Source organism: Massilia sp. H6 (genome assembly GCF_024802625.1).
Lineage (GTDB): Bacteria > Pseudomonadota > Gammaproteobacteria > Burkholderiales > Burkholderiaceae_D > Telluria.
In genome coordinates this window covers 3,970,403-3,983,966 of the sequence record NZ_CP103371.1, presented here as the reverse complement: position 1 = coordinate 3,983,966, position 13,564 = coordinate 3,970,403, and the positions used below count along the sequence as shown (strand labels likewise).

Genomic DNA, 13,564 nt, shown 5'->3' with positions numbered 1-13,564 from the left:
ATCCATCGTTCGCGCAACGATAAGCCGCACCGGGCAAATTGCGGAGCAATAGGTCAAGGGATAACGCTTCCGCGTTAGCCGGGGCTGGCGAACGCGGTTCATCGAGAGCACTCATCGGGCCTCGCGTAGTGGTCGTTAAGACATCTAGTTATTCAATACTGGTAACTATCGTAACGCAAAATAGAGCAGTATTGACGCCGCTCGATTGAAATCTGTAAATGATGTGTTGTAACAAGCTTGGACAGCGCGCCGCCGGCGAGGCCGGCGGCGCGCAGGGAGCAGGAGGGGGTCAGAACGCGGCGATACCGGTCTGGGCACGGCCGAGGATCAGCGCGTGGATGTCGTGGGTGCCTTCATAGGTGTTGACCACTTCGAGGTTGACCATGTGGCGTACGATCCCGAACTCGTCCGAGATTCCGTTTCCGCCAAGCATGTCGCGCGCCACGCGGGCGATATCCAGCGACTTGCCGCAGGAATTACGCTTCATGATCGAGGTGATTTCGACGGCGGCGGTGCCGTCGTCTTTCATGCGGCCCAGGCGCAGGCAGCCCTGCAGGCCGAGGGTGATCTCGGTTTGCATGTCGGCCAGCTTCTTTTGCACCAGCTGGTTGGCGGCGAGCGGCTTGCCGAACTGTTGCCGGTCGAGCACGTACTGGCGCGCCGTGTGCCAGCAATCTTCGGCCGCGCCCAGCGCACCCCAGGCGATGCCGTAGCGGGCCGAATTCAGGCAGGTGAACGGACCCTTCAGGCCGCGCACGTCCGGGAAGGCGTTTTCTTCTGGGCAGAACACATTGTCCATGACGATTTCGCCGGTCACCGAGGCGCGCAGGCCGAACTTGCCATGGATGGCCGGGGCGCTCAAGCCGGGCATGTCCTTGTCGAGCACGAAGCCGCGGATGGCGCCTTCGTCGTCCTTGGCCCAGACCACGAACACGTCGGCGACCGGGGAGTTGGTGATCCACATTTTGGCGCCGGTGAGCGCGTAGCCGCCGTCGACCTTGCGCGCGCGGGAGATCATCGAGCCCGGGTCCGAGCCGTGGTTCGGTTCGGTCAGGCCGAAGCAGCCGATCCATTCGCCGGTGGCCAGCTTGGGCAGGTATTTCTGCTTGGTCGCTTCGTTGCCGAACTCGAAGATCGGAACCATCACCAGCGACGACTGCACGCTCATCATCGAGCGGTAACCCGAGTCGACGCGTTCGACTTCGCGCGCGATCAGGCCATAGGCGACATAGTTCATGCCCGGCCCGCCGTACTGTTCCGGAATGGTCGGGCCCAGCAGGCCGAGTTCGCCCATTTCTCGGAAAATCCCGGTATCCATGCGTTCGTGGCGGAACGCTTCGAGGATGCGCGGCTTGAGCTTGTCCTGGCAATAGGCGGCGGCGGCGTCGCGTACCATGCGCTCATCATCTTGCAGCTGGCTGTTCAGCAGCAGCGGGTCATCCCAGTGGAAAGCGGCTTTGCGGGGCGAATCGGAACGGTTCATGGGTCATCCTGTCTCGGTAAGTTCTTGGTCGAATCTGGTACAGATCTTGTAGGTGAGTTGTACATCAGGCGCGAGCAAGCACGGACACAGGCTGCGCACAGTCTGGCCATTATAGAAAGGAGGCGGCGCCGCATCTTTTGAAATGGCGACAGCCATTTTCATTTTTGCCCGGCAGCAGTCAGCGTGGCGGCGTGGTACCGAAGCGGCCGCCGTGGAACAGCAGCGCCTGCTGGGGGTGAACCGCGCATTGCTCGACTTCGCCCACGAAGATCACGTGGTCGCCCTCGGGGTAGCGGCTGCGGTTATGGCATTCGAACCAGGCCGAGACGCCCTTGAGGATCGGCTGGCCGGTACGCGACAGTTCGTAGTCGACACCCTCGAACGGGTTCTCGGTGCGGCGCGAAAAGCGCATGGCCAGCTCTTCCTGGCCGGCGCCAAGGATATTGATGACGTAATGCGAATTGCCGCTGAAGATGGGCATGCTGTTGGCGCCGGCACCCAGGCTCCACAGCACCAGCGGAGGCTCGAGCGAGACCGAGTTGAAGGAACTGGCGGTCAGGCCGCGGAAACTGCCGTCGGCCAGGCGCGTGGTGATCACGGTGACACCGGTGGCGAACTGCGACAGCGCATGGCGGAAATGCGCCGAATCGAAACCGCGCGATGCGGCGAGGGGGGCACGTGTATTCATTGGAACCTTGAAGGATGGCGCCATTATGCCATTGTCGGGCCCAGGACCGGTTCCGGCTCCCTGCTGCGATGCAGATAGCACGGCTTTGCGTTACATTAAGAGCTATCGAAACTGACGAATCAAGGTATGCGATGAGCGAGCAAACAGCTAGCGAAGTGGCCATCCTGGGCGGCGGCTGCTTCTGGTGCCTGGAGGCGGTCTATCTCGAAGTGCGCGGCGTCACGCGGGTCGAATCGGGCTATATGGGCGGGCATGTGGTCAACCCGAGCTACGAACAGGTATGCGCGGCCACCACCGGGCATGCCGAAGTGGTGCGGGTGGAGTTCGACCCGAGCGTGATCTCGTACCGCGACCTTCTCGAGGTTTTTTTCACCATCCACGACCCGACTACCCAGGACCGCCAGGGCAATGACGTCGGACCGCAATACCGCTCGGTGATCTTCACCACCTCGCCCGAACAGGAAGCGACCGCGCGCAAGGTAATGGCCGAAATGGCGTCGGTGTGGGATGCGCCGCTGGTGACGCAGTTGCTGCCGCAAGAAGCCTGGTACAAGGCCGAGGACTACCACCAGAATTATTTCGCGCAGCACCCGCTGCAGGGTTATTGCGCGCTGGTAGTGGCGCCAAAGGTGGCGAAGTTTCGCAAGACCTTTACCGAGCGCCTGAAGTAGGGCGGCCGGCCTGGCCGGCTACCCTACCGGTACATGTACTTGCGTGACCACGGGATCTGTTCGGGATCCATGCCCGCCTTGCCGCACACGATCTGGTACAGGCTGATCCGGTCGTGCGCGAACGCATAGGCGCAGCCGGCCAGGTACAGGTGCCAGATGCGAAAGCGTTTTTCGTCGGTGACCGTGCGGATATGCGCGGCATTGCCCTCGAAATTGTCGGTCCAGAGTGCGCAGGTGCGGGCGTAGTGGCGGCGCAGGTTTTCCACGTCCCGTACTTCCAGGCCGCCGTCCTGCATGGCGCGCACCACGGTGGCGAGGTGGGCCAGCTCGCCGTCCGGAAACACGTATTCGTCGATGAAGTCGCCCCCGCCGTAGGGCGAGACGCCGTTGTCGGCGTTGGTGGTGGTGATTCCGTGGTTCATCACGACGCCGTCCGGCACCAGTAATTTGTTTATCTGTGAAAAATAATCCGTCAGGTGCCGTACGCCGACATGCTCGAACATGCCCACGCTGGTGATGCGGTCGAACTGGCCGGCCACGTCGCGGTAATCTTGCAGGCGGATCTCGACCTGCCCCTGCAGGCCGGCGCGTTCGACCCGCTCGCGCGCCAGCGCGGCCTGGTTATCGGACAGCGTGATGCCGACGCAGCGCGCCCCGAACTGCTGCGCCGCGCGCAGCACCAGCGCGCCCCAGCCGCAGCCGATGTCGAGTAACAACTGGCCCGGCTGCAGCGCGATCTTGCGCAGGATGTGGTCGATCTTGTTTTGCTGCGCCGTGGCCAGGTCTTCGTCGCCGTTGTCGAAATAAGCGCACGAATACACCATGCCGGGATCGAGCCAGGCAGCATAAAAGGCGTTGGAGACGTCGTAGTGGTAGCGGATGGCCGCGGCGTCTTTTTCGCGCGTGTGCGGGGCAACGCGGCGCAGCGTATCGGCCAGGCGGTTGCCGGTTCCGGCCAGGTGCGCGGCCAGGCTGTTGCCGACGCTGATGATGTCGGCGGCGCGCCCCTTGATGTCGATGGCGCCTTCGACATAGGCCCGTCCCAGGTTGTACAGCGAGGGCGAGCGCAGGTAGCGCAGGGCGGAGCGGTCGGGCACGCGAATGGTGACGCGCGGATCGGCCGCGTCCGCGGCACCGGAAGAAAATTCGAGCTGCCGGCCGTCCCACAGTTCTACCCGCAAGGGCAGCGACAGCTTGTTGCGCAGGCCGGCATTCCAGGCCGACAAGATCATCTGTTCGAACACGATCACCTCCGGCAATAACGGCCGGGCGCGGTGTTGCGCTGTGCCCGGCCCTACGGTTGCAAACGCAGGCGCTTCCAGCTGCCGTCTTCCTGCCGCTCGTAGACGATGCGGTCGTGGAAGCGGGAGCGGCGTCCCTGCCAGAACTCCAGTCGCTCGGGCACCAGGCGCAAGCCGCCCCAGTTGCCTGGTCGCGCCGGATCTTCGCCAGCCTGCCGCGCGGTGGCTTCGTAGTTCTGTTCGAGCTCGGCGCGGCTGCCGATCGGAGCGCTCTGTTGCGAGGCAATCGCCGACAGGCGGCTCTTTAACGGGCGACTGCGGAAATACCGGTCGCTTTCCTCGGGGGACGTGCGCTCCACGCGTCCTTCAATGCGAACCTGGCGTTCGAGTTCACTCCAAAAGAATAGCAAGGCCGCGTGTGGATTATTTTGCAACTCCGCAGACTTTCGGCTGTTATAGTTGGTGTACCAGGTAAAGCCGCGTTGGTCGAATTGCTTCACCAATACAATACGTGAGCTCGGCCGCCCGTCGAGCCCGACGGTGGCTACCGACATTGCATTGGGCTCGTTCACCTTGGCCTTCAGGGCTTGCTCGAACCACTGTGTAAATTGCAGCACCGGGTCGTCCATTACCTCGGTTTCGTTCAGGCTGGCCTGGCCGTAATCCTTGCGCAGGTCGGCCACCGCCTGGCCTACCCCCGCCGCGGCATCGGCGGCGGGCGCGCCGCCGATGCCGCGGCGCGCCTGCATCGACTTGCCCAGCTGCGCCATCTGCTCCGGGCTGAACAGGCGCATGGCCATCGGCGCCATGGTGGTTTCCTCGCGGTCCATGTGGGACGAATAGCGCTGGCTGAAGCGCTGCACCGCGCTGGCCGAGAGCACCGCCGAGCGGCCTTCGGCCACGGCTACCAGCTGTTCGTGCAAGTCTTGCCACAGCGCGTCCATGTCCTGGTGGTCTTGCAGGATGACCGGCGCCAGCGCCTGCAGCGTGGCGGCATCCTCTCCCTGGGCCACCGCGCGCAGCATGGGAATCAGATCTTGCTCCTCGTCGTCGTGGTGCAGGTGGGCGGCCTTGTCGAAATAATTCAGCACCGCCGCTGCCGCCTGGCGCGCCTGCTCGTCGGCGCCGCACTCGGGCAGGTGAGCCAGCAGCTTGTCGAGCGTGGCCAGCTGGCGGCGGATGCGTCCGTGGCAATGCTTGAGGACAGCAATCGGCTGGTCGAAATCGGGAGCGGTCTCGTGGAGAAGTTGGGTCATGGGTGGTTTGTTGACAGCCGAGAATAATTTGATTGACGAGAAGTTATTTTAGTGCAGTTGCGAAACGATCGTCCGTTAAAATGCCGGGATGAACCCGATCCAAGCCAGCACTCTTGACAACACTCCCGACGACGACATCGACTTTGCACGCCGCTTCGGCGGGATTGCGCGTCTGTATGGCGAGCGTGCGCTCGAACGCTTCCGTACGGCGCACGTTTGCGTGATCGGGGTCGGCGGCGTCGGCTCGTGGATCGTGGAGGCGCTGGCGCGCAGCGCGGTCGGTCAGCTGACGCTGATCGACCTCGACAACGTGGCCGAATCGAACATCAACCGCCAGCTGCAGGCGCTCACGTCGACCATCGGCATGGCCAAGATCGAGGCCTTACGCCAACGCATCGCGCAGATCAACCCAACTTGCAAGGTCACCCTGGTCGAGGAATTCATCGATCCGGACAATATCGAGGCGATGGTGGCGGGACAGGGGTTTGACTATGTGGTGGACGCCATCGATGGCGTCAAATCCAAGGCCGCCCTGATCGCCTGGTGCAGCGCCAATGCGATGCCCCTGATCGTCATCGGCGGCGCCGGCGGCCAGACCGATCCCACCAGGATCGAAGTGCGCGACCTGGGACGCACCGAGCAGGAGCCTCTGCTGAAAAAAGTACGCAAGCTGCTGCGCTCGCAGTATGGCTTTGCCCGCGGCGAAAAGAACAAATACCATATCGACGCCGTGTTCTCGATGGAGCCGCTGCGCTATCCGGACAGCGGCGACGCCTGCGCGGTCGATGCGGCCAGCGTGACCGGGTTGAACTGCGCCGGCTTTGGGTCGAGCATGGTGGTCACGGCAACGTTTGGCATGGTGGCCGCCGCCCACCTGCTGCGCAAGCTGGCCGATGCCGCCAATGCCGCGCCGCTCGAGATTAAGCAACTGCCAACTGTGCAAGTGGAAGAGGCCTTGCTATCATAGGATCAGTTAATGACCCCTTGATGGAAGAACCCCTATGATCCGTCGTACCGCTTTTGCCGCCCTGATGCTGGTGGCCACCGTCAGCAGCGCCCAGGACACCACCGCCCAGGACGCGTCCAAACCGACCGCCCAGCCGGCGCCGGAGCAGCAGGCTGTCGCGCAGCCACAAGCGCAGGCACAAGCGCAGGTAGCCCAGCCGCAGGCGGCGCCAACCCTGCCGCCACTGCCTACCCCGCAGGTCGAGATCGTCGACCGCGTGGTCGGCAAGGGCAAGGAAGCCACCCTCGGCAGCAATGTCGTGGTCCACTATTCGGGCTGGTTCCACAAGCCGCTGGCGCCAAAGCAGCGCGGCCGCAAGTTCGATTCCTCGCTCGATGCCGGCCGCGAACCGCTCGAGTTCCAGCTGGGCGCGGGCCGCGTCATCAAGGGCTGGGAACAGGGCGTGGCGGGCATGAAGGTGGGCGGCAAGCGCACCCTGATCATCCCGAGCGTGCTGGCTTACGGCAAGCGCGGCGCGGGCGACGCGATCCCGCCGGACGCCGACCTGATCTTCGACGTGGAACTGCTCAACGTGAAGTAAGTCAACCATACCTGGGGGGAAACGGCATGCGCATTGCGAACGATGTCACTGAACTGATCGGCAATACCCCCCTGGTACGCATCCGCAGGCTGGCGCAGGGCGCCGGCGCGGACATCCTCGGCAAGCTCGAATACCATAATCCCGCCCACAGCGTGAAAGACCGCATCGGCCTGGCCATGATCGAGGCCGCCGAACGGGCCGGGCTTATCAAGCACGATACCGTCATCGTTGAACCCACCAGCGGCAACACCGGCATCGCGCTGGCGATGGTGTGCGCCGCGCGTGGCTACCGCTGCATGCTGGTCATGCCCGAAACCATGAGCAGCGAACGGCGCTTGCTGCTGCGCGCCTATGGCGCCGAACTGGTGCTCACGCCGGGTAACGAAGGCATGCTGGGCGCGATCCGCCGCGCCGACGAACTGGTGGCGTCCGATCCACGCTATTTCATGCCGCAGCAATTCAACAACCCGGCCAATCCAGAGATCCACCGCACCACGACCGCCGAGGAAATCTGGGCTGACACCGACGGCAAGATCGACATTCTGGTGGCCGGCATCGGCACCGGCGGCACCATCACCGGCGTGAGCGAAGTCATCAAGGCGCGCAGGCCGGGCTTCCAGGCGATCGCCGTGGAACCCGAGGCGTCACCGATACTCTCGAAAGGAACCAAGGGCCCGCACCCGATTCAGGGCATCGGCGCCGGCTTCGTGCCGCAGGTCCTCAACACCCACGCCTACGACGAAGTCATCGCCGTCACCAACAGCGACGCCTTCGACACTGCCCGCGCCGCGGCGCGCGAAGAAGGGCTGCTGGTGGGGATGTCATCGGGCGCGGCCCTGTGGGCGGCAATCCAGGTGGCGCGCCGGCCCGAAAACGCCGGCAAACTCATCGTGACAATCATTCCGTCGTTCGGGGAGCGCTATCTGAGTACGGCGCTGTACGCCAATCTTGCCGGCTAGGTAGGCGTGCCTGGGTCTCAGTGCGCATGGGCCGCGTGTGCATCATGCCCCTCCAGCGCACAATCGTGCTGCGTCGTGCCTTCTTCTACCTGCAGCGTGCAGTGATGGATCGCGAAATCGCTGCGCAGCTTCGCCACCATCGCATCGAGCACCTGGTCGCCTGGATATCCGCCAGGCATGACCACGTGCGCGGTCAATGCATTCTCGGTGGTGCTCAGGGCCCAGATATGCAGGTCGTGGACTTCTTTTACGCCGGGCTGGCCGGCCAGGTAGGCGTGCACCGCGCCGGCGTCCACGCCGGGCGGCACCGCGGCCATCGACAGCTGCACCGATTCGCGCAGCAGCGACCAGGTGCTTAGCACGATCACCAGCACGATCAGCAGGCTCACCGCCGGGTCGATCCAGGCCCAGCCGGTGCTCATGATCACCAGTCCCGAAATCACGACGCCCAGCGAGATCGCTGCATCGGCCGCCATGTGCAGGTAGGCGCCGCGCAGGTTCAGGTCGCCCTTGCTGCCGGCCAGGAACAGCCATGCCGAGAAGCCGTTGATCGCCACGCCGATCGCCGCCACCACCGTGACCGTCAGGCCTTCGACCGGCGCCGGCGCGTTGAACCGGTGCACAGCCTCCCAGGCGATGGCGCCGCAGGCTACCATCAAGAGCAGGCCATTGCCCATCGCCGCCAGGATCGACGAGCCGCGCAAGCCGTAGGTATAGCGCCCGCTTGGCGCGCTCAGGGCTAGCCGCGCCGCGCCCCAGGCCAGCATGAGGCCGAGGACATCCGACAGGTTATGGCCGGCGTCGGCCATCAGGGCGGTGGAATTGGCCATAAAGCCGTAGGCAAATTCGATGACGACGAACAGCGCGTTGACGCCGATCGCCAGCGCGAAGGCGCGGCCGTTGCCAGCCGGGTCGGGCATGTGGTGGTGATGGTGCCCGAAGCCGTGGCCGTGGCCGTGATCGTGCGCGTGGTGGTCGTGTTGGTGATTGCTCATGTATCCATCCCGATGGCTGGTTCGGCGATATGCTCGAACATGTTGGCAAGCAGGCTGCTGATATGGGCATCGGCCGCCGAATAAAAGACCTGCTTGCCGTGCCGCTCGGCCTTGACGATGCGGGCCGCGCGCAGCAGGCGCAGGTGGTGGCTGACCAGGGAACTGGACAGCTCGAGCGACGCGGCAATATCGCCCACCGCGGTCGGTTGCGCCAGGCAGGCCAGCACGATACGCAGGCGGGTAGGCTCGCCCAGCAGGTGGAACAAGTCGGCCAGTTCCTCGACGGCTCCGGGGGCAACTTCGAATCCGGTGTTGATTGTCATAGTATCAAACATATGAATAGTTGTTCATATGTTAGGCGAAAATCGCGGACGCGGCAAGCGCCGCGCCGGTTCCGCTTATTGAGCGATCAATTCGCCATCGCTGTCGCGCAGCTCGGCCGCCCCCAGCCCCAGCGGTTTTAGCTGAGGCAAGATGCGCTTGCGGTCGCCGACTGCGACCACGACCATGCGCTCGGGCACCAGGTAAGTGCGCGCGGCTTGCTGCACCTGCGCGGCGGTGACGGCGGCGAGCTGCCTGGGCAGGCGCTGGTAGTAGTCGGGCGGCAGTCCATGCAAAAAAATCTCGGCCAGGCTGGCGCCGACATCGGCATTGGTTTCGAACTGTCCCGGCAGCGACAGCAGCTGCGCGTCGCGCGCCGCGCTAAGTTCTGCCAGCGGCAGCGTGGTCTCGCGCATGGCTTCCACCTCGCGGAAGATCTCGCGCACCGAGGCACCGGTGGCATTGCGCTGGACGCTGCCCGCGATAACGAAGGGCCCCGGCGTGCGGTCGTAGCGAAACTCTGAATACACCCCGTAGCTGTAGCCCTTGGTCTCGCGCAGGTTGTTGTTCAGGCGGCTCGAGAACATGCCGCCCAGGGCGCCATTCATGACCTGCAGCGCCGCGAAGTCGGGGGTATCGCGCGCCACGCCGATGCTGGCCACGCGCAGCGCGGTTTGGCCCGCGTCCGGGTGGTCCACCACCACCAGGCGCGCCTGCGTGCCTGCCGGCGTTCCCGGGTTGGCGCCTGGTGTTTCAGTGCCGGTCCAGGTGCCAAAGCGCGCTTCTACCAGCGCTGCCAGCTCGCCGCGCGTGATATCGCCTGTTACCACCAGCGCCGCATTGCCCGGCACATAGTGGCGCCGCCAGAAGCCGGCCAGGTCGTCGCGGGTGGTGCGCCGAATCGCGCGTTCGGTGCCCAGCTGTCCATAGCCTTTCGGGTGCCTGGCGCCAAACAGCGCTGCGGCCGAGGCCACCGCCGCCACGCTTTCCGGGTCGTCGCGCTGCTGCATCAGTTCTCCGATGCGGTCGGCGCGCTGGCGCTCGACTTCGGCCACCGGGAAGGCCGGGCGCTGCACGATATCGGCCAGCACGTCGAGTGCCGGTGCGAAGGTTGCGCGCAGCGACAGCAGCGAGACGATCGAAGCGTCCGCGCCGGTGCCGGCGCCCAGGAAGGCGCCGAGCTGCGCAATCTCGTCGGCGATCTGCGGCGCACTGCGGGTGGCGGTGCCTTCTTCGAGCATCTGCGCGGTGAAGCCGGCCAGGCCGGGCAGCGCGGCCGGGTTGGCGGCGCTGCCGCTGCGTACCACCAGCTGGGTCGACACCAGCGGCAGCGCCGGATTGTGGTGATGGATCACTGTCAGGCCGTTGGCCAGCGTAAACGACTCGCCCTGCGGCAGCGTGAATGCCGGCGCCGGACCGGCCTTGGGCGCCTGTGCGCGCCACGGCTCGGGTGCATTGATGCCTGCGCTGTCGGCGCTGCCGGCCTTGGGCGGCTTGGGCGCGCGCGGATCGTTGACTACCGGCTTGCCGGGCAGGCCGGTGACAACCGCGCGCGCCTGCTGGCCCAGGTAAGCGCGCACGGCGCGCTGCACGTCGGCCGGCGTCACCCGGCGCAGCCGCTCCAGGTCTTGCGCCAGGTAGCCGGGGTCGCCCGTGTACTGGTTGTAGTGATTGAGCTGGTCGGCCAGCCCGTCGCCTCCCAGTTTTTCGATAGAACTCAGTAGCGCGGTCTCGAGGCTGTTGCGGGCGCGCTCGACTTCGCGCTGCGAGGGTCCATGCTCGCGCAGCAGCGCGAGCTCGGCGTCGATCGCCGCTTCGAGCTCGCGCGCTTCGGTGCCGCTGCGCGCGGTGACATCGATGACGAAGGTCGAGCTCAAGCCATACGCGTTCTGGGCCGCGCCGACGTCTTGCGCGATCTGGCGTTCGTACACCAGTTTTTTGTACAACCGGCTCGCCTTGCCGCCGCCGAGAATCTCGGCCGCCAGCGCCAGTTCGGCATCTCCCGGCTGGAAGGCGGGCGGCGTGAGCCAGCCCATGAACACGCGCGGCAGCTCGATCCGGTCGCGCACCACCACCCGCCGTTCGCTGGTGATCGGCGGCGTGACGATCGCCGGGCGCAGCACCGGCGCGCTGCGGCGCAGGCTGCCGAAATATTTGTCGACCAGCGCCCGCGTTCTGGCCTTGTCGATATCGCCCGCGATCACCAGGCTGGCGTTGTTGGGGCCGTAAAAGCGCTCGAAGAAGCTGCGCACGTCGCCGAGCTTCGCGTTCTGGATGTCGGCATGCGAGCCGATGATGGAGGCGTGATACGGATGGTTCTTGGGGAACAGGGCATGCGCCAGCGCTTCCTCGACCACCCCATAGGGTTCTTCTTCGACCGTCTGGCGGCGCTCGTTGCGTACCACGTCTTGCTGGTTGGTGAGCGCCTGCTGGTCCAGCACGTCGAGCAGGTAGCCCATGCGGTCGGCGTGCACCCACAGCGCCAGCTCGAGCTGGTTCGAGGGCACGGTGTCGTAGTAGCTGGTGCTGTCATAGCTGGTGCCGCCGTTGCTGTCGGTGGCGCCGGCGCCTTCGAGCAGGCGGTCGGCCGTGCCGCGCGGCAGGTGGCGCGTGGCGGCGAACATCATGTGCTCGAACAGGTGGGCGAAGCCGGCCAGGCCGGGCGCTTCGTTGGCGGGGCCGACGTGGTACCAGATGTTAACGGCCACGATAGGCAGGCGCTTGTCCTCGACCAGGATCAGCTGCAGCCCGTTGGGCAGGATGGTTTTTTCAAAGGCCACCGAGGGCGGCGTTGCGGCGACAGGCTGGGCCTGCGCGTCCTGGGCGAATGCGGTCATGAGCGTGATAAACAAGGTGAAACGAGCAAAATATAAAAGGGGCGACATGCCGGACTCCGCTTAGTGGCAGCTGCTGCGCCCGTGGTCAAGCCGCGCCGCCGCCGGCACCTTGCCCGGGTCGGCCGGCAGGAAGCGCCACTCGTAGGCGCCATCGAGCAGGCGCAGGGCGAGCACGCCATCATAACTGGCCTCGCGCACTTCGCTGTTCGGGGCGAAGAAGATGAACGGGGTAGCATAGGCGCCGCCGGTGCCGACCACGAACTGGCGCAGCCCGCGCTGGCGGTCGATGCGGCCGTTGGCGTCTTGCGGCGCGAAGCGCTCGTAGTCGTGGTCGTGGCCCGACAGCACCAGTTCGGCACCGGCCTGGTGCAGCAGGGCGAAGGCGTCGCGCATCCGGCCCGGCGGCGGATGGCCGCCCGAACTGTACAGGGGATGGTGCCAGAAGGCGAGGGTGCAGGCGGCCGGCTGGCGCTGGAGCTCGGTGCGCAGCCAGGCGATCTGGGCCGCATGGGCCGCGCCCTTCAGGTTGCTGTCGAGTGAAATGACCTGCCAGCTGCCCAGCCGCAGGCTGTAGTAGGGGCGCTCGGCGGAGCCGGCGCGCGTGCCGAAATAGTCGAAATAAGGGCGGGCGCCGGCGGTGGCGTATTCGTGGTTGCCGGGCGTGGGCCAGGTGCGCGCGCGAAAGCGCCCCCAGGTAGGGCCGTAGCAGTCCCGGAATTCGGCCGCGGTGCCGCGCGGATAGGTATGGTCGCCCAGGCTCAGCACCGCCGACTGCGGGTCGGCGCGCAACAGGCTTTCGACCAGATGGGCAGTGGCGGCAGCGCCCGACCAGCGCGGGTCCGGGTGCTTGCAGCGCGCAATGTCGCCAGCCGCATAGACGGTATAGGCGGCGCTGCCGGCACTGGTGTCGGCAGATGCCCACGTTGGACTGGCAGCGGCGAGCAGTGCCAGGCCGCCCAGCCAGCGGCGCGCGGCGAACATGCGGCGGCCCGGATTACTCGATGAAGCGCAGCAGGCCCCGCAGCGCATGCGCGACGGCCTGCTCGCGCACCGACTGGCGGTCGCCCTGGAACACCAGCCGCTCGGTAAAGGTGGAGTCGCCGCGCGCCCAGCCGAAGCAGACCGTGCCCACCGGCTTGCCCGGCACCGCGCCGGTCGGGCCCGCGATACCGGTAGTCGACAGCGCGACATCGGCGGTGCTGCTGGCCAGCGCGCCTTCGGCCATCTTGCCGGCGACCTCTTCGCTGACTGAACCGAACTGCGCGATGAGCGCGGCCGGAACGTCCAGCAGTTCGCTCTTGGAGGCGTTGGAATAGGTGACGAAGCCGCAGTCGAACCAGCCGGTAGAGCCGGCAATGTCGGTAATGGCCTGGGAAACGCCGCCGCCGGTGCAGGACTCGGCGGTGGCCAGCATCAGGCGCTTGGCCTCGAGTGCGCGTCCGGCTTTGGTAGCAAGATCGAGAATGTCGTTCGTCACGTGAGGCTCCTTTGCATACTGGTCTGGGCCGGTCCAGAGGCCACTTCGCGGGCCGCGGACGCGCATGCGCGCCGGGGTCGCCGGGATTG

At 65.7% G+C, this 13,564-nt stretch carries 13 protein-coding genes; 4 read left to right on the top strand and 9 right to left on the bottom strand.

Annotated elements, in window-relative coordinates; all coding sequences use genetic code 11:
• Positions 1–289 precede the first annotated feature (289 nt).
• A complete protein-coding gene (locus NRS07_RS17840) occupies positions 290–1,483 on the bottom strand; it encodes an acyl-CoA dehydrogenase (RefSeq protein ID WP_259209384.1) in 1,194 nt (397 codons plus the stop codon).
• Between the two features lie 178 nt (positions 1,484–1,661).
• Entirely contained in the window at positions 1,662–2,171 is a 510-nt protein-coding gene (locus NRS07_RS17835) for a flavin reductase family protein (RefSeq protein ID WP_259209382.1), read from the bottom strand.
• Positions 2,172–2,302: 131 nt separating this feature from the next.
• Between NRS07_RS17835 and msrA the strand changes: the two genes are divergently transcribed.
• Positions 2,303–2,842, top strand: coding sequence for a peptide-methionine (S)-S-oxide reductase MsrA (msrA, locus tag NRS07_RS17830; protein WP_259209380.1), 540 nt, complete (start codon positions 2,303–2,305; stop codon positions 2,840–2,842).
• Positions 2,843–2,865: 23 nt separating this feature from the next.
• Here the strand turns inward: msrA and NRS07_RS17825 are convergent, their stop codons facing one another.
• Entirely contained in the window at positions 2,866–4,086 is a 1,221-nt protein-coding gene (locus NRS07_RS17825) for a cyclopropane-fatty-acyl-phospholipid synthase family protein (RefSeq protein WP_259209378.1), read from the bottom strand.
• Between the two features lie 50 nt (positions 4,087–4,136).
• Positions 4,137–5,339, bottom strand: a complete 1,203-nt coding sequence (gene pdxH, locus NRS07_RS17820) for a pyridoxamine 5'-phosphate oxidase (RefSeq protein ID WP_259209376.1) — start codon at positions 5,337–5,339, stop codon at positions 4,137–4,139.
• An 88-nt stretch (positions 5,340–5,427) separates the two neighbouring features.
• Between pdxH and tcdA the strand changes: the two genes are divergently transcribed.
• The 3 genes from tcdA to cysK are packed head-to-tail and all read left to right on the top strand — an operon-like array spanning position 5,428 to position 7,845.
• Positions 5,428–6,306: a tRNA cyclic N6-threonylcarbamoyladenosine(37) synthase TcdA gene (tcdA, locus tag NRS07_RS17815; protein WP_259209374.1), complete on the top strand. Its 879-nt coding sequence runs from the start codon at positions 5,428–5,430 to the stop codon at positions 6,304–6,306.
• A gap of 34 nt (positions 6,307–6,340) precedes the next feature.
• Complete coding sequence (locus NRS07_RS17810) at positions 6,341–6,886, top strand: FKBP-type peptidyl-prolyl cis-trans isomerase (RefSeq protein WP_259209372.1); 546 nt, start codon at positions 6,341–6,343, stop codon at positions 6,884–6,886.
• A 26-nt stretch (positions 6,887–6,912) separates the two neighbouring features.
• Complete coding sequence (cysK, locus tag NRS07_RS17805; RefSeq protein WP_259209370.1) at positions 6,913–7,845, top strand: cysteine synthase A; 933 nt, start codon at positions 6,913–6,915, stop codon at positions 7,843–7,845.
• A 17-nt stretch (positions 7,846–7,862) separates the two neighbouring features.
• Here cysK and NRS07_RS17800 read toward each other — a convergent pair whose 3' ends face one another.
• The 5 genes from NRS07_RS17800 to NRS07_RS17780 all read right to left on the bottom strand — a co-directional run bounded on the left by NRS07_RS17800 (position 7,863) and on the right by NRS07_RS17780 (position 13,412).
• Positions 7,863–8,840 (bottom strand): cation diffusion facilitator family transporter, encoded by a 978-nt coding sequence (locus NRS07_RS17800; protein WP_259209368.1) that lies wholly within the window; start codon positions 8,838–8,840, stop codon positions 7,863–7,865.
• Positions 8,837–9,163 (bottom strand): helix-turn-helix transcriptional regulator, encoded by a 327-nt coding sequence (locus NRS07_RS17795; protein ID WP_259209366.1) that lies wholly within the window; start codon positions 9,161–9,163, stop codon positions 8,837–8,839. The genes NRS07_RS17800 and NRS07_RS17795 overlap by 4 nt, the downstream gene beginning before the upstream one ends.
• A 75-nt stretch (positions 9,164–9,238) precedes the next feature.
• Positions 9,239–12,046 carry a pitrilysin family protein gene (locus NRS07_RS17790; protein WP_259209364.1) on the bottom strand — a complete coding sequence of 936 codons (2,808 nt, stop codon included), beginning with the start codon at positions 12,044–12,046 and terminating at the stop codon, positions 9,239–9,241.
• Between the two features lie 12 nt (positions 12,047–12,058).
• A complete protein-coding gene (locus NRS07_RS17785) occupies positions 12,059–12,979 on the bottom strand; it encodes a metallophosphoesterase (protein ID WP_259209362.1) in 921 nt (306 codons plus the stop codon).
• A 13-nt stretch (positions 12,980–12,992) separates the two neighbouring features.
• Complete coding sequence (locus tag NRS07_RS17780) at positions 12,993–13,412, bottom strand: CinA family protein (RefSeq protein WP_373889877.1); 420 nt, start codon at positions 13,410–13,412, stop codon at positions 12,993–12,995.
• Positions 13,413–13,564: the final 152 nt, after the last annotated feature.

What these genes read in the sequence shown, in the direction of transcription:
- NRS07_RS17840 (WP_259209384.1), bottom strand. Translation starts at nt 1,483, where the DNA reads ATGAACCGTTCCGATTCGCCCCGCAAAGCCGCTTTCCACTGGGATGAC.
- NRS07_RS17835 (WP_259209382.1), bottom strand. Translation starts at nt 2,171, where the DNA reads ATGAATACACGTGCCCCCCTCGCCGCATCGCGCGGTTTCGATTCGGCG.
- msrA (WP_259209380.1), top strand. Translation starts at nt 2,303, where the DNA reads ATGAGCGAGCAAACAGCTAGCGAAGTGGCCATCCTGGGCGGCGGCTGC.
- pdxH (WP_259209376.1), bottom strand. Translation starts at nt 5,339, where the DNA reads ATGACCCAACTTCTCCACGAGACCGCTCCCGATTTCGACCAGCCGATT.
- tcdA (WP_259209374.1), top strand. Translation starts at nt 5,428, where the DNA reads ATGAACCCGATCCAAGCCAGCACTCTTGACAACACTCCCGACGACGAC.
- NRS07_RS17810 (WP_259209372.1), top strand. Translation starts at nt 6,341, where the DNA reads ATGATCCGTCGTACCGCTTTTGCCGCCCTGATGCTGGTGGCCACCGTC.
- cysK (WP_259209370.1), top strand. Translation starts at nt 6,913, where the DNA reads ATGCGCATTGCGAACGATGTCACTGAACTGATCGGCAATACCCCCCTG.
- NRS07_RS17800 (WP_259209368.1), bottom strand. Translation starts at nt 8,840, where the DNA reads ATGAGCAATCACCAACACGACCACCACGCGCACGATCACGGCCACGGC.
- NRS07_RS17795 (WP_259209366.1), bottom strand. Translation starts at nt 9,163, where the DNA reads ATGACAATCAACACCGGATTCGAAGTTGCCCCCGGAGCCGTCGAGGAA.
- NRS07_RS17790 (WP_259209364.1), bottom strand. Translation starts at nt 12,046, where the DNA reads ATGTCGCCCCTTTTATATTTTGCTCGTTTCACCTTGTTTATCACGCTC.
- NRS07_RS17785 (WP_259209362.1), bottom strand. Translation starts at nt 12,979, where the DNA reads ATGTTCGCCGCGCGCCGCTGGCTGGGCGGCCTGGCACTGCTCGCCGCT.
- NRS07_RS17780 (WP_373889877.1), bottom strand. Translation starts at nt 13,412, where the DNA reads ATGCTGGCCACCGCCGAGTCCTGCACCGGCGGCGGCGTTTCCCAGGCC.